We start from the raw sequence: 23,388 nt of genomic DNA on the forward strand, positions 1-23,388 counted from the left end.
TAAAATAAACCATTAGAACTTTTATTTATTTCATATATTTTGATACCTTTGTCCTTTGTTGCTCGAATTGTTCTAATCGGTTTTCCTTAGGATTAAGAATAAACTAACTACATTTTGTATTTAGTGCTCGAAACAAATGTAGGAACATTGAAAAAGGGGAGAGGGAATGAATATTGATGCCGTATTCTCAGGTGGCGGTGTAAAAGGTCTTGCCTATAGTGGAGTTCTTGAAAGCATCGAGGAAAATCAGCTAAAAATACAAAGGGTGGCCGGCACTTCTGCTGGGGCTATTATTGCAGCATTCTTGGCATCAAATTATAAAGTGAACGAAATTAAACAATTAATCGATAAACTTAATCTTGAGGAATTTTTGGATCCACCCAAAATAACAAATTATATACCAATCAGTAAATGGCTGTTTTTTTATTTTCAATTAGGTATTAATAAGGGAAATAAATTAGAAAAATGGTTGTATGAACAGCTTGCAAAGAAAAACGTTTATACATTTAGTGATATTAAGGATGGATATTTAAAGGTGGTTGCAAGTGACTTATCTTTAGGAAAGCTCGTTGTTATTCCGGATGATTTGGAAAGAATATATGGAATAGAACCAAAATATTTTCCCGTATCCAAGGCTGTCAGAATGAGTGCTGGATTTCCCTATTTTTTCATGCCAAAGAAATTACCCGGAAAGACGGACAAAAAGAGCATTATTGTAGACGGTGGGTTATTAAGTAATTTTCCACTTTGGATATTTAGTAACGGTCGGACGAGGGAGGAAAGACCTGTACTTGGTGTAAAATTCACAGGAGCTTTGAAAAATCAAAATCAAACGAGAGAAATTAACAATGCTTTCGATATGTTTACTGCGTTATTTGCTACCATGAAAGAGGCGCACGACGCTAGATATATTTCTAAAACAGATAAGAATAATATCATTTTCATTCCAGTGGAGAATATTGATACAGTTAATTTTCATATAACGGATGAAACAAAGCAATATTTATTTAATCTTGGGAAAAAACACGCCGACCAATTTTTAAAACATTGGCCCAGGTAAAGTAAAAAAAAGACCATGCTTCTTTTAAAATGAAGCACGGTCTTTTCTTTTAGTTTTATTGCCTTCAATTACTTTGAGATGTCCAGCTGTACGTTTATTTCGTTTTTTCTTGATAAGATTTGATTGTTTTTTCTGGTTGTGTTTAGGGGTAGCATTGTGTGTCTGTGTATTTTTATTATATTTTGCTTTTGATTGTCGAACTGCTTTTTTATATTTTTTCATATCGTTAGAAGGAGCCCTATTTCTTAAAAATACAAAATAGATTACCGCAAAAATAGCTATCCCAATACCAATCGTTGTAAAAATACTTGCAAAAAAACTACCAGGTTGTGTAAAAATTTGTGAAAGCAACCCAATAATCCCAAAACCAATAATCAAATAGAACAAGATGGACCACTTATTACGAGCCATTATGAATCTCCTCCCTTTTTAAAGGTTTTCTGGAATCTGGTAGCGGATATCGAATAGGAATCTGTCTTATAGTGCATTTTAGATAAAAGATTTCCAGATTATGTATTTACATTTTTTTCAATGTATATTTATATTTTCCCCTGATTTGTATAAATTATTCAATATTATATTCAATAATAAATATAGGATTAAATGATTTTTATTATTTACTTATATAGAAAAGGTTTATCTTAATTTTACTAAATAAAATGGCAGATAACTAGTATTTCCCCTTTTTTATTTCGAAATTATCAAAAAATTACCCCTACATTACATTATGATTGGTTTTAACTTAATTGGCAATAATATTTAAATGAGGTGATTTATATGGCAGAAGATAACAAAAAGCTGGAACAGAATAAGCGAAATGAAGAACAAATGTCTATCCTGGCACGATCTCTTTTAACTGGTTTTATAGGGGGGATTTTTTGGAGTACCGTAGGAGTATTTTTATATTACTTTAATTTTTCAGAGTTATCCCCTAAAGCATTTTTATTGCGTTCATGGTTGAGAACTGACTGGACAAGTGGATGGTTAGGAGATCTTGTTTCTATTATATTGGTCGGATTATTATCTTTAGCCACAGCTTTAATATACTATGGAACGCTAAGAAAAGTGAATTCGATGTGGGTTGGAGCCTTGTATGGTATTGTTTTATGGGGGATTATCTTTTACTTATTTCAACCAATATTTACTAATGTTCCTGGGGTATTTGACTTGAAAACAGATACAATAGTTACAACCCTTTGTATATATATATTATATGGGACATTTATCGGATATTCGATTTCTTACGATTATCATGATATGAAAATGCAAGAATCCTAAGAAAAAGGGTTCCAAACCAAGCTATTTATGATAAACTAAAAAATAGTTAATTTTTAACAATTACTTAAGGAATTGGTTTGTATTTAGAAAGGGATGAACGTATGGAGAAATTATCTAAACTAAGGCAGGCATTAGAAAAAAATGCGTTGGATGGAATCTTAGTTACAAGTCCCTATAACAGAAGGTATATAACTAATTTTACGGGGACAGCTGGTGTAGCACTTATCTCTAAAAATGAATCTCGGTTTATCACCGATTTTAGATACACGGAACAAGCTACAGAACAAGCTACGGATTTTAAAGTTATCGAACATAAACAACCAATTGAAAAAGAAATTAAAGAACAGATAAAGGAAATGGACATTAAGAGACTTGGTTTTGAAAAAGATCATGTAACATATGGAGTTTATCAAACCTATAATAAGCTTTTTGATACAGAGCTAGTTCCAGTTAGTGGATTAATTGAAAATTTACGCTTAATTAAGTCGGAAGAAGAATTGAATATTTTAAAACAAGCAGCAAAAATCGTGGATGATGCTTTTGAACATATTCAATCATATATTAAGCCAGGTGTTAAAGAGATAGACATATCAAATGAACTTGAGTTTTTCATGAGACGTCAGGGCGCCACAGCTTCTAGTTTTGATACAATTGTAGCATCTGGATATCGCTCGGCCCTTCCACATGGTGTTGCATCGGAAAAGAAAATTCAATTAGGTGAATTGGTAACCTTGGATTACGGTGCACTTTTTAAAGGATATTGTTCGGACACAACTAGAACGGTTGCAGTTGGAGAAATTTCTGATGAATTAAAGGACATATACCAAACGGTACTCGAGGCGAATAAACGTGGAATTCAGGGAATTAAACCTGGTTTGACAGGAAAACAGGCAGATGCTTTAACAAGAGACTATATCAAAGAAAAAGGATACGGAGAATATTTTGGTCATTCTACTGGCCATGGTATAGGTTTAGAGGTGCATGAAGGACCTGGTCTATCGACTAGATCAGAAACCGAATTAAAACCTGGAATGGTCGTTACGGTTGAGCCGGGAATTTATATTGCCGGAAAAGGTGGATGTAGAATAGAAGATGATATTGTGATTACCGAACAAGGGAATGAGCGTTTAACGTTTGCACCGAAAGAACTCATACAATTATAAGCGATGAAACGGAGGAATTATAAATGATTTCAGTAAACGATTTTAAAACGGGATTAACAGTTGAAGTAGATAATGATATTTGGCAAGTAATTGAATTCCAGCATGTAAAACCTGGTAAAGGAGCAGCCTTTGTACGTTCAAAACTAAGAAATCTTAGGTCTGGTGCCATTCAAGAAAAAACATTTCGAGCGGGAGAAAAAGTAGGTAAAGCACATATTGATAACAATAAAATGCAATATTTATATGCAACAGGGGATACTCATGCATTTATGGATATGAATACGTACGAACAAATAGAAATTCCTGGTGAGCAAATTGAATATCAATTGAAATTCATGAAGGAAAACATGGAAGTAAATGTCATTAGTTATGAAGGTGAAGTTCTAGGAGTAGACCTTCCAAATAACGTTGAACTTGAAGTTACGGAAACAGAACCAGGTATCAAAGGGGATACAGCAAGTGGTGGTTCAAAACCAGCAACATTAGAAACAGGTCATGTCGTTCAAGTACCATTCTTCATTAACAAAGGTGATGTATTGGTGATTAATACTTCTGACGGAAAATATGTATCTAGAGCGTAGGTATTAAGAAATAGTTAATAGAAAATCAATAGAGAAGACACTATATTGGTGTCTTCTTTTTCTATGTGTTTTAGTATAACATTAACTTTGCAAAAAATGTCCTAGTCCATTGTCTAGGACTTTTTTCATTCCCTTTTGATGGATTGCGCGGTAATTTAGTACTCGTGGGTTTTCCGTTCCGGTACGGGCAGTTGCTTTCCGTCGGCATAGCTTTAGGCTTCGTAACGGAAAGCCATCGTTACCACAAGGATTCAGAACCAAACTGTTCCCACGGCACAAGGAAAGTTTGTCAGCAACTCTCTTCGTGAGAAAAAGTGATATTTCTTTTCAACGAGTTGACTGCCCCACTCCAATCAAATAACTATCTCTTAGTGTACAGTATTTGAAATAAACCAAGGGCTGATTTTAGATTTCGATAAAATAAAAAACAAATATGGAAAGGATATCTATTTGGTAATTTTTCAGTAGTCATAATTTATTCTATTAGACATACATTTTACTATATAACTTTTCACAAAAGAGAGGGTCCACTATGGATGAAATTATGCGATTATTTCCAGATGAAATAAGACAAGCTATTCTAATTACGATTGGAAATAGATGGGACTTTCTACAGGAAATAAGAATACGGCTAAATCAACCGATTGAACTTATTTTTGATAGAAATACGGAATGGCTTGGACACATAAAGCCAACTAAAAAAGATGGAATATATATTGTAAATCAGATTAGTGAATTTTCCTTATATCGTTTGACAGATGAATTAAGAGATGGATATATCACAATTGAAGGTGGACATCGTGTTGGAATAGCTGGAAGAGTTAATACAATGGAAGGTTCTGTGAAGGCCTTGCAGTATATCACTTTTTTTAACATTCGCATTGCAAAACAGAGAATTGGAGCAGCTCGAATCATTCTTCCTTATATTTATGACAAGAAGTATATGAATACACTAATTGTCGGTGCGCCTCAGACTGGTAAAACAACTTTGATCCGAGACGCTACTCGATTAATATCATCGGGTTGGAAAAATGTTGGTGCACGAAAAGTAGGGGTCATCGATGAGAGATCAGAAATTGGTGCATCGATTAATGGGATACCGCAGCACGATTTAGGGCACCGAACAGATGTTATGGATGCTTGTCCGAAGGCTGATGGTATGATGATGATGATTAGATCTATGTCACCAGAAATATTGGTTGTAGATGAAATCGGAGGATCAGATGATATAGCTGCTCTGATGGAGGCGATGAATGCAGGAGTAACTGTTATTTGTACGATACATGGACAAGACTTAGATCAACTGAAGAAAAGACCATCTTTACAACCATTATTTCGGCAGAACGTATTTGAACGAATCATTATTTTGGAGAAATCTAAAGAACCGGCAAAGATAAAAATGGTTTATGATCAACATCATAATGAGATTCTAGAGAAAACGAGGTATGTCTACTTATGAAGTGGATAGGTGCACTAATACTTATAGGGGCGACCACATGGCTTGGAATCGAATGGAGCAATCGATTAGCAAACCGTCCAAAACAAATACGACAATTGAAAAATGCTCTTCAAATATTAGAAGCGGAAATTGTTTATAGCCAGCTACCTCTTAGAGATGCATTTTTTAGTATAGCAAAACAAATTCCACAACCGACAAAATCGTTTTTTGAGCAAATGGGAGAGAGCTTACAAGATAAGGATAACGATTTATATCATAATTGGAAGAAAAACATAAATTCCTTTGTTCAGGATTCTAGTTTAGGAGTAAATGAAAAAGAGATTCTTAATCAATTCGGTCGAACATTAGGACAACATGACTTTTATCAGCAACAAAAGCATATACAATTAGCACTTTCTCATCTCCAAAGAGAACTCGAGGATGCAAGAGAAGAGCAATATAAATACAGTAAGATGGCTAAAAGTTTAGGAGTATTAGCTGGTATATTTATCGTACTTTTGCTTATTTAGTTGGAAAGGAGATGGTTGTCCATGTTTACTGATGCACAGATTTTATTCCAAATTGCTGGAATTGGAATTATTGTCGCACTGATCCATACCATTTTAAAACAAATGGGAAAAGAAGAAATAGCACAATTTGCAACGCTTATCGGATTTATTATCGTTCTTGTTATTGTTATTAATGGACTTTCTGATTTATTTAATCAAATTAAATCAGTATTTCTTTTCTAGGGGCAGGTAATCATGGATATTTTACAAATTGTGCTACTTGGAATCATAGCAAGTATTTTATATATCGTTTTGAAGGATGTTAGTGGTTCGTTTGCTTTTTACATCATTATTGTAACTGGAATCATTATCTTCTTAGCCATTATACACCAAATTAGTATTATATTTGACCTTATTCAAAACCTTGGGCGGAACGCAAATATTGATGGATTGTATATGGAAACCATATTAAAAATCATTGGTATTGCGTATATCGCGGAATTAGGTGCTAGTTTAACGAAAGAAGCTGGATTGGCAGCTGTCGCAAAAAATATTGAACTGGCAGGTAAAATTTTTATTATATTGCTGGCTGTGCCAATTATTACCGCTGTCATTGAGGCTATTGTGAATTTTTTACCCTCCGTCTAAAGAACAATTTATGAAGGGAGAAATTAATGTGAATGAATGGCTTTAATCAAATAAAACGAATAATTTGCTTCACACTTTTTTTTCTCTTTATTGGACATGCACCTGTTTTAGCGGAGACAGAGCCAATTGATGTGACAGCTACACTCTTAGATGAAATATCTTTAGAGGAAGTGCAAAATTACTGGGATGATTTGGTAGGAGAATATGGTGGGTATATTCCTGAACTAGAAAAAACTAGTATTTATCAATTTATTAAAAGTCAAGAAAACTTTTCAATTAAGGATATTATTACTGGCTTTGTTGAGTATTTTTTTCATGAAATTATTATAAATGGAAAATTACTAGGAACTCTAATGATGCTTACTTTATTTTCTATTTTATTGCAAACGATGCATTCTGCTTTTGAAAAGTCTACAGTAAGTAAAATCGCCTATTTTGTAGTTTATATTGTTCTTATATTTTTAGCGCTTAATAGTTTTTATATAGCCGTATCCTATGCAGAAGATGCAATTAATACAATGAGTAGTTTTATGATTGCACTTCTTCCACTCGTTCTTGGGCTAATGGCTACCTTTGGTAATGTTGTATCAGTATCCTTCTTTCATCCAATAATCATATTTCTTATAAATGTAAGTGGAGTTCTTATTTCAACTTTTATTTTACCACTACTTTTTCTTTCGGCTATTTTAAAAATTGTGAGCAGTTTAAGCGAGAATTATAAAGTTACTCATCTTGCTAATTTGTTTAGAACTGTGAGTATGGGCACGCTAGGTGTATTTTTAACCATTTTTCTAGGTGTTATCTCTGTACAAGGATCGGTTAGTGCGATCCAAGATGGTGTAGCAATGAAAACTGCAAAATTTATTACAGGTAATTTCATACCAGTGGTTGGAAGAACATTTACTGATGCTACGGATACTATCTTAAGTGCATCACTTCTTTTAAAAAATGCTGTAGGGGTAGTTGGATTGATTATTGTTCTCTTTATTTCCTTGTTCCCCGCTTTAAAAATAGCAGCGATAGCAATTATTTATAAAATAGCCGCTGCGGTCTTGCAACCGATTGGAGATGGACCAGTCATTAGTACATTAAACACAATTAGTAATTATATCTTGTTTATTCTAGCATGTCTTTTAGCAGTTTCAATAATGTTCTTTCTTGCTATTGTCATTATTGTTGTGGCTAGTAATCTCACAATGCTATTACGTTAGGATGATTAAAAATGGAGCTAATCATTCAATGGGTGACACAAATTATTTTATTTATTATTTTGGCAACAATCATCGATCTTTTGATTCCACAGACAGCTATGAAAAAGTATATTAAATTGGTTGTGGGTTTAATATTAATCCTAATTTTACTAAAACCCGTTTTCTATGTATTAAGTATAGATATAGAAAAGGCGCTCTCTTCCTCATTTCAACAGATAAGTGAAACAACTAATCAAAATAATTCAGTAGAAAATTTAATTGAATTTCAAAAAAATGAAATAGAAAACACACAAGATGCATATATTTTAGAACAAATGGCTGTCCAATTAATAGATATAGCTGGGGATCCTTTAAAGGAAGAGTTTCAATTGGAAATAACTGATGTTCAATTCACATTTAACGATGCAAAAGACAAAACCTATGAGGATCTAAAAGAGGTCATTGTTTACTTAAAAGATTTTGAAGAAGGGGAGGGAGAAGATAGCCTAGTTGAAGATGTTGTAATTAACACAGATGAACCTGTACCAAAAAAAGAGGACAGACATGATGAGAAGATTAAAAATTTATTAAAAGAAGTTTGGGAACTGCATGACAAACAAATAACAATATATTGGGAGGGAGGGTCATCTTGAGGAAATTCTTCGAGAAATTACTTCAACCAAAAAACTCTGAATCTGGTAAACGCACATCAAGCAAGGTTGGGTATGTAATCATTCTTGGGCTAATCGGGATTTTATTAATCTTCTTAAGTAATATATTTTCATCATCACAAGTAGAAAATGAGGCCAACTATGCGAAGCAATTGGAAAACCGGCCTAACCAGGATGTAGAAGCTACTCACACAGAAGATAATAGCAGTAGTTCAGAAGTAGAAGAACTGGAGAAAAGTTATGAGGCTGATTTACAAGAAATGCTAAATAAGATAAAAGGTGTATCCGAAGCGGAAGTAATGGTTAATTTAGCCTCAACAAATGTAAATATTTATGAAAAAAATATTATAAAAGGTCAACAAACAACCGATGAAACGGATCAAAACGGTGGGACTAGAAAAGTGGAGGATCATTCAGAAGAGACACAAGTGGTTTTTGTAAGACAAGGTGACAGAGAGGTCCCACTTTTGGTGAAAACAGCAAGGCCTGAAGTAAGTGGTGTGTTTGTTGTAGCTAAGGGGGCGGATCATGCAACGGTAAAAAAATGGATTGTTGAATCTGTATCAAGGGTTTTAAATGTCCCTACACATAGGGTCTCTGTAATGCCGAAAAGTAATTAAAGGGAGGAAATAAAATGTTAAAAAAGCAAACTGTTTGGTTATTGACAATGTTAAGTTTAATGATTGTGTTAAGTGTTTACTACATGATTTCTCCAGATAATGATGATTTAGCTTATATTGATAATGGACAGTCAGATGCTGAAGGGCCTGTAGCCACAAAAGCAAATGGATCAGCTGAAGGTTTAGAAACAGAAGTTGATGAAATTTCAAATATGAGTGGAGATGAACTGTTTACAACAATCCGAATGGAAGTTCAGGATGATAGAAGCGTGTCTAAAGAAAGATTAGAAGCTGTAGTAGCGTCTAGCAGTGCATCTGCCAAGGAAAAAGATCAAGCTATGAAAGAAATCGATCAACTTGAGGATGCAGCTAAAAAAGAAAGAATTTTAGAAGAATCCATTTTATCTGCTGGTGAGTATCAAGATGTCTTAGTAAGATCTGAAGATAGTAAAGTACATGTACATGTCAAAGCAGAAGAACTTTCTGATACGGAAGCGAATAATATTATGAGAATGGTTCACGATGAATTTGGAGAAATAACGGTGGATGTAATTGTTCAACCATCAGATAATGCGGGTGATTCGGAGGATACTGAAGATACAGGAAGTACAGAAAGCGAATAAATTGAAGGGATCCAGAATACTGATAAAAAGGTATCTGGGTCCTTTTATTTCTAAAGAAAATTGAAGCTAAATGAGAAAATAAGTATTCCTGATGGTATTTATAGTGAAATATTGGTATAATTTCACTGAAATCTTATTAATAGTCCAAACTGTAATACCATTCTGAATTTTAAAATGGATTTTCAACTTGATGAATGTATGTATCATATCGTAAAATGATAAAAGGAGTTCATAGTACCTAATATTAAAACTAATAAACTATCTTGGATCTTAAATTTATAAAAGGGGTGCCATTATGTTAAAAGTACAAGAAATAAGAGAACTAATTAAACTTATTGATCAATCAGATATTAATGAATTTACATATGAAACGGATGGAACTACTGTATCAATGAAAAAATCTAATAATGAATCAACCGTTGTTAGGGAGGTAGTGTCTGAAACACCTAAACAAGTAATCGCAGAAGCGGAACCTGCTTCAAAAGAGCCAATTAAAGAAGCTTCTGTTAACGAAGAGCCTCAAGTAGTAACCAAAGAAGAGCCGAAAAAAGAAACAGGATCGGAAGCTGATTACGAGATTGTATCACCTATGGTTGGAACCTTCTATTCATCACCTTCTCCTGATAGTGACCCATTTGTATCTAAAGGGAGTGAGTTGCAAAACGATACAGTAGTTTGTATTGTTGAAGCAATGAAATTGTTTAATGAAATTGAAGCGGAAGTTACTGGTGAAATTGTAGAGGTATTAGTTGAAAATGGTGAACTCGTTGAATATGGACAGCCACTGTTTAAAGTGAAGAAAAAGTAAGGGGTTGAGAAAGTGATTAAAAAACTTCTAATTGCAAATCGAGGAGAGATAGCTGTCCGGATTATACGTGCATGTAAAGAACTAGGAATTGAAACGGTAGCTGTTTATTCAGAAGCAGATAGAGATTCATTACATGTACAGTTGGCTGATGAGGCTTATTGTATCGGTCCAAAATTAAGCAAAGATAGCTACCTTAATTTTACCAATATAATGAGCGTAGCAACATTGACTGAAGTTGACGCCATTCACCCAGGTTATGGCTTTTTAGCAGAGAATGCTGACTTCGCAGAAATATGCCGCGCGTGCAATATTGAATTTGTTGGTCCAACACCGGATGCTATTCAAAAAATGGGTATAAAAGATGTTGCTAGGGAAACGATGAAAAATGCCAATGTCCCTATTGTTCCAGGTTCAGACGGAATAATTGAGAATGAGGAAGAAGGATTGAAAATTGCTAATGAAATTGGATTTCCTGTAATTATTAAAGCAACCGCTGGCGGAGGCGGAAAAGGGATACGTGTAGCAAGAAATGAAGAGGACCTAATGAAGGGGATTCGCGTGACTCAAAAGGAAGCAGAAACAGCCTTTGGGAACCCTGGTGTATATATTGAGAAATTTATTGAAGATTTTCGTCATGTCGAAATACAAATATTAGCCGATAAATATGGGAATGTAGTACATTTAGGGGAAAGGGATTGTTCCATTCAAAGGAGATTACAAAAGCTTGTTGAAGAAACACCTTCACCAGCTGTAACACAGGAGATTAGGAAGAAAATGGGAGATGCCTCTGTAAAAGCTGCAAAAGCAGTGGATTATGTGGGGGCAGGAACCATTGAATATATTTTTGATAGAAAATCAAATGAATTTTACTTTATGGAAATGAATACAAGGATACAGGTGGAGCATCCAGTAACAGAAATGGTTACCGGAGTGGATTTAATTAAAGAACAAATAAAGATAGCAAACAATGAGAAACTATCTTTAAGCCAGGACGATATCTCATTAGAGGGTCATGCTATTGAGTGCCGAATTAATGCAGAGGATCCGTTTAAAAACTTTATGCCGTCAGCTGGAAATATCAATATGTACTTAGCACCTGGTGGTTTAGGGGTTAGGGTAGATTCAGCTGCCTATTCAGGTTATTCTATTCCACCTTACTATGATTCCATGATTGCCAAGCTGATTACTTATGCCCCAACAAGGGAAGAAGCAATCAATCGTATGAAGCGGGCATTGGACGAATTTGTTGTAGAGGGAATACATACAACCATTCCATTTCACCGTTTGATAATGGAAAATGGTGTATTTATCGACGGGGATTTCAATACTAACTTCCTAGAAGAGAACCCAATCATAGAGCAATCTAAATAGCGCATATTTTAACCAATAGGAGTGATGTCATGAGTGAACAACAGCTATTAAAAGTAAGTGATGATTCAACATTAGGAAAAGTTGAAATTGCTCCAGAAGTTATCGAGGTAATAGCAGGTATTGCAGCTACAGAAGTAGAAGAACTATACGCTATGAGAGGGAATTTTGCATCTGGTGTTGCTGAACGATTAGGAAAAAAAGCGCATAGCAAAGGTGTGAAAGTAGAACTTACAGATACGGGTATTGCCATTGATTTATACGTTATTCTAAATTATGGTGTGTCCATTCCAAAAGTTGCACAAAAAATCCAAGGAACCATTCGGGATTCATTAAAATATATGACAGCACTCGAAATTGATGAAGTAAATGTTCACGTTGTCGGTATTAATATGGATGGAAACGATAACGATGAAGAAGAATAAAAAACGAAGGTCAAAAGATCGTATCTTTTGACCTTCGTTTTGATATTTAGGGATGATAATATAGTATTACTGGATATTGATTGTTTAAGGTAGAGCCACGTTTGGTTCATAACGAAAATTCCTTCTCTTTTGTGTAAAAAGGGTTGATAATGTTAAATGGAAAGATTTATTCCGTACGTCACTAAATGATTCTTACATTTTTGTTCTGATTTCTAGCTTTGATTTCTTAATCATGTTATTATTTTGTAGAGATGAAATAAAAGGAGTTTAGGCGGATGAATCGACATACAGCTAGGGAAAAAGCATTTCAGATTCTATTTCAAATGGATATTAATGAAAAAGATCCAAAAGATGCAATTGAGTCATTTTTGGAGGGTAATGATAGAAATGAATTTTTAAACTCCGTGGTTATTGGTGTTTCAGAAAATAAAGAAGAAATTGATTCAATTATTGCAGAAAATCTTGAAAAATGGTCATTAGCCCGATTAGCCTCCGTGGAACGTAGTATTTTACGTATTGCAACCTATGAATTAAAGTTTACGGATATACCAACCAATGTATCCATTAATGAGGCAATTGAACTTGCAAATAAATTCGGTGATGAAAAATCCGGTAAATTTATTAATGGCGTTTTGTCAAAAATTATTTCATGAAGGGGAATTTTTAAATGACAGCAGAAATTATCAATGGAAAAGACTTAGCACAAGAAATTAGAATGGGAATGAAAGAAGAAGTAACTCAATTAAAAGAACGAGGGATTTCACCGCATTTAACAGTGGTTTTAGTGGGTGACAATCCAGCATCAAGATCCTATGTTAAGGGTAAAGAAAAAGCTGCTGCAGAAGTTGGGATTTCCTCATCCGTGATAGAGCTTCCAGCAGATACTTCTGAGAAAGCATTGTTAGATCGAATACATACATTAAATGAAGATGAGAATGTGGACGGAATCCTAGTCCAGCTTCCACTACCAAAACATATTAGTGAACAAAAGGTTATCGAGACCATTAATCCTGCAAAAGATGTGGATGGATTTCATCCAGTAAATATCGGGAGGATGATGATTGGAGAAGATACTTTTCTTCCATGTACACCATATGGAATCTTAACCATGCTTCAATCAAGAGATATCACTATCGAAGGGAAGCATGCGGTTGTTATCGGAAGGAGTAATATTGTAGGAAAGCCAGTTGGACAACTGTTACTAAATGAGAATGCTACGGTTACATATTGCCATTCTCGCACACCTGATTTAAGAGAAGTAACTTCAAAGGCAGATATATTAGTTGTTGCAATCGGAAAACCCAATGTAATTACTGCTGAGGATATTAAAGATGGGGCTGTAGTCATTGATGTAGGAATTAATCGTTTGGAAACAGGGAAGTTGACAGGAGATGTTGATTTCGATGGGACTAAAGAAAAGGCTTCCTTTATAACTCCAGTTCCAAAAGGTGTTGGTCCTATGACCATTGCTATGCTATTAAAAAATACAATTAAAGCTGCTAGAGGGTTAGAGCCACTTGAATAAATACCTAACTGTAACAGCAGTTACAAAGTACATTAAACGTAAAATGGATACAGACCCCCACTTAAAAGGTATATTACTTAAAGGTGAAATCTCTAACTTTAAACATCATTCCCGTGGACATATGTATATGACAATTAAGGATAATCAATCAAAAATTCAAGCAGTAATGTTTGCTGGAAATAATCGTTTTTTAAGATTTCGACCAGAAAATGGGATGAATGTCCTGATTAAAGGTGAAATAAGTGTTTACGAGGCATATGGGCAATACCAGATATATATTCAACAAATGGAACCAGACGGTATTGGCTCTCTTTACCTTGCCTTTGAGCAGTTAAAGGAAAAATTACATAAAAAGGGTTACTTTGACAAAGAGCGTAAGAAAGAAATTCCGCTCTTTCCCAAGCATATTGGAGTAATTACCTCTCCAACAGGGGCAGCAGTACGTGATATTATAACGACTATTAAACGAAGATATCCTATTGTAACGATTACTGTTATACCAGTTCTTGTTCAAGGACCAAATTCTCCCAGTTCCATTAAACATGCTATTGAAAAAGCAAATAAAAGAGGAGAATTCGATACCTTAATAGTTGGTCGAGGTGGAGGCTCCATTGAAGAATTATGGAGTTTCAACGAGGAAATCGTTGCTGAAGCAATCTTCCATTCAAAAATACCCGTGATTTCAGCTGTTGGACATGAGACAGATATAACCATTAGTGATTATGTAGCAGACCTAAGGGCCCCAACTCCTACTGGTGCTGCTGAGCTTGCGGTTCAATCCCAACTGGAACTAAGTGACAAATTAATGAAACTAAAACAAAGTTTAAACAGAGAAATGGGTAGAGGTCTTCATAACTATTGGACACGTCTTACCCAATTAACCGAATCATATGCATTTCGTTATCCCGAACAATTAATAAAACAAAGGGAACAAGAATTAGATATATCAATGGAGAGACTGAACCGTTCAATAGTTAATATAGAAAAGGACCAACAGAAAACATTGGAAAGCTTGATTACACGACTCTTTTCACAACATCCGAAAAAACAAATAGAGCAGGCGAAAAATGATTTACAAGAAAAAATGAAAAAACAGAATGATTATATGTCTAAGTTAATGGAAACAAAATCTGTTCATTTAACAAATGTAATAGATAAGCTTAGCCTTCTAAATCCTTTAGAAATTATGAAACGAGGATTTGCACTCCCTTACACATCAAATGGGGACATGGTTAAATCAACAGGGCAAGTACAAAAAGATGATAACATTTCAATTCAATTACATGACGGAAACATAAATTGTCAGGTTTTAGAGGTAGAGGAGAGTTTAAATGAGTAAAAAGGAAGAGATTTCTTTTGAAGAAGCAATGAAAAAATTAGAAGAAATTGTTCAAAAGCTTGAGAAAGGCGATGTGCCATTAGAAAAGGCTATTGCTTATTATCAGGAAGGAATGAACTTTTCCAAAATATGCAGTGATAAGTTAAATAACGTACAAGAGAAAATGACACAAATTATGAATGAACAAGGAGAATTTGAGTCATTTGAGATACAGGAGGAAGAATAAACGTGTCTGAAAAGATTCAAGATTATATTACAGAGTATCGAGGGTTAATTGAAAAAGAGTTAACTGAAAGCCTTCGTAAATTATCTATTCCGAGTCAATTGAAAGAATCCATGTTATATTCTGTGCAAGCAGGTGGTAAAAGGCTGCGTCCAATCCTCCTTCTATCAAGCTATCAAGTGTATGATGGTAATTACAACAAAGCAATGTCTTCAAGTATAGCACTGGAAATGATACATACCTATTCCCTAATACATGATGATCTTCCAGCAATGGATGATGACGACTATCGTAGAGGAAAGCTGACGAACCATAAGCAGTTTGATGAAGCAACTGCTATTTTAGCTGGTGATGCTTTATTAACCTATAGTTTTGAGGTTGTTGCAGATGACCCAAACTTAACAGAACAGCAAAAAGTAGAAATTATGAAAATGTTGTCGATTTGCAGTGGCCCTAAAGGTATGGTAGCTGGACAATTTCTGGACATGGAAGCAGAAGACCGTGAGATTACTTTAGAAGAACTGGAACAAATTCATGTTCAAAAGACGGGTCAGTTACTGGAATTTGCTATCTATGCAGGAGCATTCCTTGGAGGAGCAAGTAGAGAACAATTGGAACATCTAAAAGACTTTGCATATTATTTAGGATTAATTTTCCAAGTCCAAGATGATATTCTTGACGTCACTGGTGACGAACAGAAGCTTGGTAAACCTGTTGGAAGTGATGAAGGAAACGAAAAGGGAACCTATCCAAAATTACTTGGTCTTAAAGGCGCTATGAAACAAAAGGAAAAATATGTAGAAAAAGCCTATCAAGCATTACGTAAAGCAGAGGCTGATCATTCCTATTTAATGGAATTGACGGATTACTTTAGCAATCGTGATTACTAGTTTTATTCTAGATGAATAAATAAATTTTTGTTATAATAGACCTATATAAGGAATGGTGCAGTATTCTAGTCAGTCCTCCTATCTTGAAGGCGGGCCTAAAAATCCGCTAAAGGGCACATCGATGAAGTTCCTTGTGTTGGCTTGAGGCGCCCAGCCTTGGGTCAGTGCTGGGAGTTAAGGATTTCGGGCGATCCACAAAGGCATGTGGGCGTTGACCCGATTTCCGCGGAGGCCCATCTCTGTGGGGATAGCTAAGCCTAGTTATCTTTATGGAATGGGGTATGAACCTGCAAAGTTTGGTAAGGGACACCTTATATGCAGCGTAGCCTGTCTTGAGTGGTGCTGAGGGGATTAGATGATCAGCACTAGATTTAGATGGCCACTGGATCTAGTGCTAATGTCTATGAAATCAGTACTGCAAAAGAGACTAGGGATAGGTTAAAGGCTGTGGAGGAAATCTCCTAGACTGTTCATTTTGACTTTTAAAAGGGATTATAGTGCGGACTAAGTGGTAATCTAGTCTAGCTTTTGGCGACAAAGCTAAGATGGATTTAAAAGGGAACTGCCTTCATGGCGACATGGGGTATCTATCTGGGAAAACCTACTAGACCTAAGCCGCAGTCTTAACCTTTTAAAAGACCATTCCATTTACATAATGTATGATTGAGGTATTGTATGAACTCACAATTAAAACGTTCTCTTAAGTTTAGCTTTTCTATCGCCGTTATCACATTTGTGTTAGCGGCTATTTTTTCAGTTGTTTCATCTTCTATTTTGAGTGGTGTAGTATGGATAACAGGGCTTCTAATCGTATTCTTAATAGTGCTAGTAGGAGTGGTCTTTGACATGCTAGGAATAGCCGCTACTGCTGCAGATGAGACACCATTCCATGCAATGGCTGCCGAAAAAATACCAGGAGCAAAAGAAGCTGTTTATCTTGTCAGAAACGCAGACCGGTTTGCCAGCTTTTGTAACGATGTGATTGGAGATATTTCAGGTATTGTAAGTGGAACAGCATCTGGAATGGTTGTATTACAAATTGCAACACTCTTAAATCAGAGTGAGGGATCTCCAGGACAACTGATTTTATCAACGTTTTTAACGAGTGTTGTAGCTGCAGTCACAGTGGGTGGAAAAGCTGTTGGAAAAACCATGGCAATTAATAGTTCCACTAAAATTATATATTTTGCAGGAAAAATTCTTTTTATATTGCAAAATAAGTTGAAACTAAAAATTATAAAAAAAAATTAAATGTTAAAAAGGATAGGCTAAATGAGCAAAAAACGACTTGATGAATTATTGGTAGAAAGAAATCTTGCTCAAACAGTTGAAAAAGCAAAGCGTCTAATAATGGCAGGACTTGTTTTTTCGGAGCAGGAAAGATTAGATAAAGCTGGTATGCAAGTGAAATCGGATATCCCGTTAAACGTAAAAGGCAAACAAAATCCTTATGTAGGGCGTGGTGGATTAAAACTAGAAAAGGCTCTTACTTTTTTCTCAGTGGGTGCTAAAGATAAAATATTAATTGATATTGGCTCTTCTACAGGAGGTTTTACAGATTGCGCATTACAGCATGGAGCTAAACTAAGTTATGCGATTGATGTGGGATATAATCAACTAGATTGGAAACTAAGAAATGATGTCCGCGTAGTTGTAATGGAACGAACGAATTTTAAACACGTTACAGCTGATATGCTACATAAAGGTAAGCCCAATTTGGCAACAATCGATGTTTCCTTCATTTCTCTAAGACAGATTCTTCCTGTTCTAAAGCATTTATTACTAGAAAATAGTGATATTATAGCATTAATAAAGCCACAGTTTGAAGCAAAAAGAGAAGAAGTGGGAGAAAATGGAATTGTTCGTGACAAAATTGTTCACTTAGAGGTATTAAATAAAATTATTGATTTTGCTAAGAATGAGTCATATGAGTTATTAAATTTAACATTTTCACCGATAACAGGTGGAGAGGGAAATATTGAATTTCTTGCTCATTTCGGTTGGGATAAAAAAGGGAGAACGAAAAATCAATTAGATATCGAAAAAATAGTAAAAGAGGCGCACGTTCAATTAATGAAATAGAGATAGTACGAATTGTAGGAGTTGGAAAATGAGTAAAATTCAACGTCATCTAAAAATACGAGAACTTATAACAGAAGATGAAATAGAAACGCAAGACGATCTAGTGGATCGATTGAAATCACTTGGATATAATGTAACACAAGCTACTGTTTCTAGGGATATTAAGGAACTGCAGCTTGTGAAAGTTCCAGCAAGTGATGGGAGATATAAGTATAGCTTACCCGCTGATAATCGCTATAACCCACTTGAAAAATTAAAGAGACTAATTGTAGATGTCTTTGTTAAGATAGATTCTGCTAGCCATTTTGTCGTTTTGCATACTCTTCCGGGTAATGCAAATGCCATAGGGGTTTTAATTGATAACTTGGATTGGGATGAGATAATGGGAACCATTTGTGGTGATGACACGTGTCTAATCATTTGTCGAACAGTTGAAGAATCAGAAAAAATAAAGAATCGTTTCATTAATATGTTATAAACATATATCTCTTGAGGTGATGACTGTGTTAACAGAATTATCTATTCATGACTTTGCGATTATAGATAAGGTAGCGATTACATTTAATGAAGGGTTAACCGTTTTGACAGGGGAAACAGGGGCAGGTAAATCAATTATTATTGATGCTATCCAATTACTTGCAGGTGGTAGGGGGTCTGTTGAATATGTTAGACATGGCGCCAAACGATGCGAAATTGAAGGTCTATTTACAATTAATAATTCTACACACCGCATTTATGATGTGGCGAAGCAATTTGGGGTAGAAATTCAAGACGGACAAGTTGTATTGGAACGATCCATAACCTCCTCTGGAAAAAGTATATGTAGGGTGAATAGGAAGTTAGTCACTTTAGCAATTTTAAGGGAATTTGGTAGAACACTCATTGATATACACAGTCAACATGAGACACAGGTTTTAATGAATCCAGATAATCATTTGGATTTTTTAGATATGTATGAACCACAACAAATCATGAAAGCAAAAAAAGAATACCAAATTCTTTACGAAAGACTTTCTACCTTAAAACGCCGATATAAACAGTTGAATGATAATGAACAAGAAATGGCACATCGTTTAGATTTATTAGAATTTCAAAAAAATGAAATAGAACAAGCTAAGTTAACTCCAAATGAAGATGAGGTTCTGGAAGAGGAAAGAAATTCGCTCGTTAACTTTGAACGAATTTATACCTCACTCACTGATGCTTATCAAGCTTTGTATGGTGAAAGTAAAGGTTTAGAATGGTTAAACAAAGCACAAGTATCCATGGAGGAAAATTCCAAATATGATTCCTTTATTGAAGAAAAAGCACAGGAACTAGCCAACCATTATTATGCACTTGAAGACTTAACGTATGAATTAAGGAATCAAGTAGATAGCCTTCATTTTAATCCGAACCGTTTAAATGAAATTGAATCACGCTTAAATGAAATAAATCGACTAAAAAAGAAATACGGAGTTACGGTCAATGAGGTTCTTGAATATTTAGCAAAAGTTGAAGAGGAAATAGAGGAAATTACAAATAAAGACTCTCACTTAGCCTCTTTAGCAGAGCAGATTCAAGAAATGGAGAAGGACGCAATACTTGAAGCACAACAATTACATGATATTCGGAAGCAAGCATCTGAAAAGCTAACGAAAGCAATTCAAAAAGAGTTTAAAGATTTATATCTCGAAAAAGCTACATTTTCCATATCCTTTCATCTCGATAATCATGACCACAACTTAAAACTACATAAAAATGGATTTGATCATGTTCAATTTTTAATATCCACTAACCCTGGTGAACCATTGAAAGTTCTAAATAAGGTTGCATCTGGTGGAGAGTTATCACGTATCATGCTCGCTCTAAAAAAAATTTTTGCGAAACACCAAGGAGTTACAAGTGTAATTTTTGATGAAGTAGATACTGGTGTAAGTGGAAGAGTCGCACAAGCTATTGCTGAGAAAATTGATCAGATTTCAAAGGATTCACAGGTACTATGTATTACCCATTTACCACAGGTTGCTGCAATGGCAGACACGCATAAATTTATACAAAAGCTTGAAAAAGAAAAACGTACTGTTACCAAGGTATCTGAATTGACTAAGGATGATCAAATTGAAGAATTAAGCCGGATGATAACAGGCACAAAACTTACGGAGACAGCAAAAGAACATGCTAAAGAACTACTCGATTTGGCATCCACCTTTAAATCAACAGGTAGTTGAATAATTTTACGAAAAAAGTCAGAAACTAAAGCAACTGGCTTTTTTTTAATGTAAAAAATATAATAAAAAGGTCAATAACTAAAAGATGTTTTTTATTCCATATTTAAGGATTTTTCGATAGGAAAAGTTAAACATTTTTCTTATGATTCTCCAGTTTAAAACATCCTCTATGAGGTCAAATTAGAAATACAGATAAATAAATGGTGTGGGTTAAAGAACAAGGAGAGTGAACCAGTTGAAAATACCGCAGTTAAATATAGTTAGGCGTTTTATAGGTGTTATGCTCCTTATTGCAGTAATTGCAGTTCCTATGTTAACCCCAATCAATAAGTATCTCTCTATTCCGAGTCAAATCATTACTACAAACAAAGATACTCCTATAGAGGTACCTTATTTAGGAGAACATATAACCGTTGATACTACAAGTGAACATGTACAAGCCATTGATTCTTCAACCTTTCATGCTACAGAGCCGGGAAAAAGTGAATTGGTATATGAGGTAAGTGGTTTTCCAATTAAAAAAGTTAACTTATCTGTTTTGGAAGACTTGAAAGTAATTCCAGGTGGACAGTCTATTGGTGTTCAGTTACAAACATTAGGTGTATTGGTAGTAGGGCATCACCTAGTAAATACAGAAGATGGTACGGTATCGCCTGGCGAAGAGGCTGAAATTGCTGTAGGAGATGTTATTGTTAAGATTAATGATAAACCAGTAAAGGAAATGAAGGAAATTAAAGACTATGTTATTAAGGCTGGCGAAAATAAAAAAGCATTAGATATAACAATAAAAAGGGATAAAGAATTAATTGAAACAACATTAGAACCGGTACTTGATAATAAGGATGATGAATACAAAATAGGTTTATATATTAGGGATTCAGCGGCAGGTATAGGTACGATGACTTTTTATGAACCAGAATCCAAAAAATATGGAGCATTAGGTCATGTCATATCTGATGTGGATACTAAAAAACCAGTTCAGATTAATGATGGTACCATTGTCCGTTCTTCTGTTACCTCAATTGATAAAGGAAATAATGGTGTACCAGGGGAAAAACAAGCTAAATTTTCTATAAAGGAAAATAAGATAGGGAATATCACTAAAAATAGTCCATTTGGTATTTTTGGTGAATTGAATACGACCATCAAGAATGGGAAATACGATAAACCGATGCCAATTGCATTATCACATGAGGTAAAAGAAGGTCCCGCGAAAATTTTAACCGTTGTTGAGGGGGAAAAAGTGGAAGAGTACGAAGTTGAGATAATTAGTAGCGTACCACAAAAATACCCAGCAACTAAAGGGATGGTTGTTCAAATTACGGATGAAGAATTATTAGATAAGACAGGTGGAATTGTTCAAGGTATGAGTGGAAGTCCAATTATACAAGACAATAAGATAGTAGGTGCAATTACACACGTTTTTGTTAATGATCCAACTTCTGGATATGGTGTTCATATAGAGTGGATGCTTCAAGATGCCGGGATTAATGTTTACAAAGACAAAAAACAAGCAAGTTAAAAAAGTGATTTGTTGTGGGACAGTGATTCCATAACAAATCACTTTTTTTTCATTTATAATTACAGTTGAAGGCTTATGTGCAGTAACTTGTTTAGTTTATCGTAGGTTAAAGAGAAGTAATACCCCCACCTTAAAAATGGAGGAAACATGAATCATTTTAGTGTGGGAGGGCCTTGTGTTATTTGGTGTATTTGTTTTTTCACCCACATACTTTTTCGACAAACGGGTACTATTCATGTCGTATTTTATCGTAAATTAAAGGAAAATAGAGAAAACAATAGAAAATATAAAAAAATACAATCTTTTTGAATAAAAAAAAGGATAATTAGAATTTTTGTAGAATATCTTTAAAGGGATAGGTAATCGCATTTGTGAAGAGTTAGTGAAGATTAAAAGGAGGAGCTTTTTTTGAAGAATATAACGATTGGAATAGTGGATGACAACAAAGAACTAGTTCAAATGATGGAGGATTATTTTGATGAACAAGATGATATCGAAGTAATTGGAACAGCATTTAATGGGAAAGACTGTTTGAGCATGCTAGAAGATTTAGAACCAGATGTATTAGTTTTAGATATCATCATGCCTCATATAGATGGATTAGCCGTTTTGAATACAATAAGGGAGAAGGGCATGAACTCGAATGTTATTATGCTTACAGCTTTTGGTCAAGAAGAGGTTATGAAAAAAGCTGTTGATTTAGGAGCTTCATACTTTATATTAAAGCCCTTTGATCTTGACCATTTAGCAGATCAGATCCGACAAGTGGAAGGAAAACAAGTTATCCAATCCAGTATTAAAAAATCGAGTAAAAAGGAGAAAAAACAAGATCTTGAAGCAAGTATTACTAATATCATACATGAAATTGGTGTTCCAGCACATATTAAGGGTTACATGTACTTAAGAGAAGCAATCACCATGGTGTATAATGATATAGAATTATTAGGTTCCATTACGAAGGTATTATATCCTGCAATTGCTAAAAAGTTTAATACAACATCTTCACGTGTAGAGAGGGCTATTCGTCATGCAATTGAAGTAGCATGGAGCCGTGGTAACATTGATTCTATTTCACAGTTGTTTGGGTATACAATCAATATTTCTAAGGCTAAGCCAACCAATTCCGAATTTATTGCCATGGTTGCCGACCGCCTTCGATTAGAACATAAAGCAAGTTAATTATAAAATAAAAAATATTACTGTACCATTTCGGTA

27 protein-coding genes are annotated in these 23,388 nt (G+C 34.7%); 26 read left to right on the plus strand and 1 reads right to left on the minus strand.

The genetic code is table 11. The features are described 5' to 3' along the window. The first annotated feature begins 166 nt into the window (after positions 1-166). Positions 167-1,060 carry a patatin-like phospholipase family protein gene (locus CAO17_RS05905; RefSeq protein ID WP_085991925.1) on the plus strand — a complete coding sequence of 298 codons (894 nt, stop codon included), beginning with the start codon at positions 167-169 and terminating at the stop codon, positions 1,058-1,060. 24 nt (positions 1,061-1,084) lie between these two features. Here CAO17_RS05905 and CAO17_RS05910 read toward each other — a convergent pair whose 3' ends face one another. Beyond that, positions 1,085-1,471: an SA1362 family protein gene (locus CAO17_RS05910; RefSeq protein ID WP_085991926.1), complete on the minus strand. Its 387-nt coding sequence runs from the start codon at positions 1,469-1,471 to the stop codon at positions 1,085-1,087. A gap of 366 nt (positions 1,472-1,837) precedes the next feature. Here CAO17_RS05910 and CAO17_RS05915 point away from each other — a divergent pair, with 366 nt between their 5' ends. The 25 genes from CAO17_RS05915 to spo0A all read left to right on the plus strand — a co-directional run bounded on the left by CAO17_RS05915 (position 1,838) and on the right by spo0A (position 23,352). Next, the gene (locus CAO17_RS05915) at positions 1,838-2,338 is read left to right on the plus strand and encodes a YqhR family membrane protein (protein WP_085991927.1); all 501 of its coding nucleotides are present in this window, start codon (positions 1,838-1,840) and stop codon (positions 2,336-2,338) included. Between the two features lie 101 nt (positions 2,339-2,439). After that, positions 2,440-3,501 (plus strand): M24 family metallopeptidase, encoded by a 1,062-nt coding sequence (locus CAO17_RS05920; RefSeq protein ID WP_085991928.1) that lies wholly within the window; start codon positions 2,440-2,442, stop codon positions 3,499-3,501. A gap of 23 nt (positions 3,502-3,524) precedes the next feature. After that, entirely contained in the window at positions 3,525-4,082 is a 558-nt protein-coding gene (gene efp, locus CAO17_RS05925; RefSeq protein ID WP_085991929.1) for an elongation factor P, read from the plus strand. A gap of 532 nt (positions 4,083-4,614) precedes the next feature. After that, positions 4,615-5,541 (plus strand): stage III sporulation protein AA, encoded by a 927-nt coding sequence (spoIIIAA, locus tag CAO17_RS05930; protein ID WP_085991930.1) that lies wholly within the window; start codon positions 4,615-4,617, stop codon positions 5,539-5,541. After that, positions 5,538-6,050 carry a stage III sporulation protein SpoIIIAB gene (spoIIIAB, locus tag CAO17_RS05935; protein ID WP_085991931.1) on the plus strand — a complete coding sequence of 171 codons (513 nt, stop codon included), beginning with the start codon at positions 5,538-5,540 and terminating at the stop codon, positions 6,048-6,050. Before spoIIIAA ends, spoIIIAB begins: the two co-directional genes overlap by 4 nt. Positions 6,051-6,071: 21 nt before the next feature. Next, a complete protein-coding gene (spoIIIAC, locus tag CAO17_RS05940) occupies positions 6,072-6,272 on the plus strand; it encodes a stage III sporulation protein AC (protein WP_068671910.1) in 201 nt (66 codons plus the stop codon). 12 nt (positions 6,273-6,284) lie between these two features. Further along, a complete protein-coding gene (spoIIIAD, locus tag CAO17_RS05945; protein ID WP_085991932.1) occupies positions 6,285-6,677 on the plus strand; it encodes a stage III sporulation protein AD in 393 nt (130 codons plus the stop codon). Between the two features lie 32 nt (positions 6,678-6,709). Beyond that, on the plus strand, positions 6,710-7,888 hold the full coding sequence (gene spoIIIAE / locus CAO17_RS05950) for a stage III sporulation protein AE (RefSeq protein ID WP_085991933.1): 1,179 nt from the start codon (positions 6,710-6,712) through the stop codon (positions 7,886-7,888). An 11-nt stretch (positions 7,889-7,899) separates the two neighbouring features. After that, complete coding sequence (gene spoIIIAF / locus CAO17_RS05955; protein ID WP_085991934.1) at positions 7,900-8,520, plus strand: stage III sporulation protein AF; 621 nt, start codon at positions 7,900-7,902, stop codon at positions 8,518-8,520. Continuing rightward, positions 8,517-9,158, plus strand: a complete 642-nt coding sequence (gene spoIIIAG / locus CAO17_RS05960; RefSeq protein WP_085991935.1) for a stage III sporulation protein AG — start codon at positions 8,517-8,519, stop codon at positions 9,156-9,158. Before spoIIIAF ends, spoIIIAG begins: the two co-directional genes overlap by 4 nt. Positions 9,159-9,172: 14 nt before the next feature. Beyond that, on the plus strand, positions 9,173-9,781 hold the full coding sequence (locus CAO17_RS05965; protein WP_085991936.1) for a SpoIIIAH-like family protein: 609 nt from the start codon (positions 9,173-9,175) through the stop codon (positions 9,779-9,781). A 295-nt stretch (positions 9,782-10,076) separates the two neighbouring features. Further along, positions 10,077-10,589 (plus strand): acetyl-CoA carboxylase biotin carboxyl carrier protein, encoded by a 513-nt coding sequence (accB, locus tag CAO17_RS05970; RefSeq protein WP_085991937.1) that lies wholly within the window; start codon positions 10,077-10,079, stop codon positions 10,587-10,589. 12 nt (positions 10,590-10,601) lie between these two features. After that, entirely contained in the window at positions 10,602-11,960 is a 1,359-nt protein-coding gene (gene accC / locus CAO17_RS05975) for an acetyl-CoA carboxylase biotin carboxylase subunit (RefSeq protein ID WP_085991938.1), read from the plus strand. A 29-nt stretch (positions 11,961-11,989) separates the two neighbouring features. Beyond that, on the plus strand, positions 11,990-12,382 hold the full coding sequence (locus tag CAO17_RS05980) for an Asp23/Gls24 family envelope stress response protein (protein ID WP_085991939.1): 393 nt from the start codon (positions 11,990-11,992) through the stop codon (positions 12,380-12,382). A 275-nt stretch (positions 12,383-12,657) separates the two neighbouring features. After that, positions 12,658-13,035 (plus strand): transcription antitermination factor NusB, encoded by a 378-nt coding sequence (gene nusB, locus CAO17_RS05985; RefSeq protein WP_085991940.1) that lies wholly within the window; start codon positions 12,658-12,660, stop codon positions 13,033-13,035. Positions 13,036-13,049: 14 nt separating this feature from the next. After that, positions 13,050-13,907, plus strand: a complete 858-nt coding sequence (folD, locus tag CAO17_RS05990; protein ID WP_085991941.1) for a bifunctional methylenetetrahydrofolate dehydrogenase/methenyltetrahydrofolate cyclohydrolase FolD — start codon at positions 13,050-13,052, stop codon at positions 13,905-13,907. Beyond that, on the plus strand, positions 13,900-15,246 hold the full coding sequence (gene xseA / locus CAO17_RS05995) for an exodeoxyribonuclease VII large subunit (RefSeq protein ID WP_085991942.1): 1,347 nt from the start codon (positions 13,900-13,902) through the stop codon (positions 15,244-15,246). Before folD ends, xseA begins: the two co-directional genes overlap by 8 nt. Next, complete coding sequence (locus CAO17_RS06000) at positions 15,239-15,472, plus strand: exodeoxyribonuclease VII small subunit (RefSeq protein ID WP_085991943.1); 234 nt, start codon at positions 15,239-15,241, stop codon at positions 15,470-15,472. The genes xseA and CAO17_RS06000 overlap by 8 nt, the downstream gene beginning before the upstream one ends. A gap of 2 nt (positions 15,473-15,474) precedes the next feature. Continuing rightward, complete coding sequence (locus tag CAO17_RS06005) at positions 15,475-16,359, plus strand: polyprenyl synthetase family protein (RefSeq protein WP_085991944.1); 885 nt, start codon at positions 15,475-15,477, stop codon at positions 16,357-16,359. A gap of 675 nt (positions 16,360-17,034) precedes the next feature. Further along, the gene (locus CAO17_RS06010; protein ID WP_085991945.1) at positions 17,035-17,610 is read left to right on the plus strand and encodes a hypothetical protein; all 576 of its coding nucleotides are present in this window, start codon (positions 17,035-17,037) and stop codon (positions 17,608-17,610) included. A gap of 21 nt (positions 17,611-17,631) precedes the next feature. Continuing rightward, complete coding sequence (locus CAO17_RS06015; protein WP_085991946.1) at positions 17,632-18,441, plus strand: TlyA family RNA methyltransferase; 810 nt, start codon at positions 17,632-17,634, stop codon at positions 18,439-18,441. 28 nt (positions 18,442-18,469) lie between these two features. Beyond that, positions 18,470-18,919, plus strand: coding sequence for a transcriptional regulator AhrC/ArgR (ahrC, locus tag CAO17_RS06020; RefSeq protein WP_085991947.1), 450 nt, complete (start codon positions 18,470-18,472; stop codon positions 18,917-18,919). A gap of 25 nt (positions 18,920-18,944) precedes the next feature. Then, complete coding sequence (gene recN, locus CAO17_RS06025; RefSeq protein ID WP_085991948.1) at positions 18,945-20,651, plus strand: DNA repair protein RecN; 1,707 nt, start codon at positions 18,945-18,947, stop codon at positions 20,649-20,651. Between the two features lie 226 nt (positions 20,652-20,877). Then, entirely contained in the window at positions 20,878-22,173 is a 1,296-nt protein-coding gene (gene spoIVB / locus CAO17_RS06030) for a SpoIVB peptidase (protein ID WP_085991949.1), read from the plus strand. A 408-nt stretch (positions 22,174-22,581) separates the two neighbouring features. Then, the gene (spo0A, locus tag CAO17_RS06035; RefSeq protein WP_085991950.1) at positions 22,582-23,352 is read left to right on the plus strand and encodes a sporulation transcription factor Spo0A; all 771 of its coding nucleotides are present in this window, start codon (positions 22,582-22,584) and stop codon (positions 23,350-23,352) included. Positions 23,353-23,388 lie beyond the last annotated feature (36 nt).

It is taken from the genome of Oceanobacillus senegalensis, from assembly GCF_900176885.1.
Classification (GTDB): Bacteria; Bacillota; Bacilli; order Bacillales; family Amphibacillaceae; genus Oceanobacillus; species Oceanobacillus senegalensis.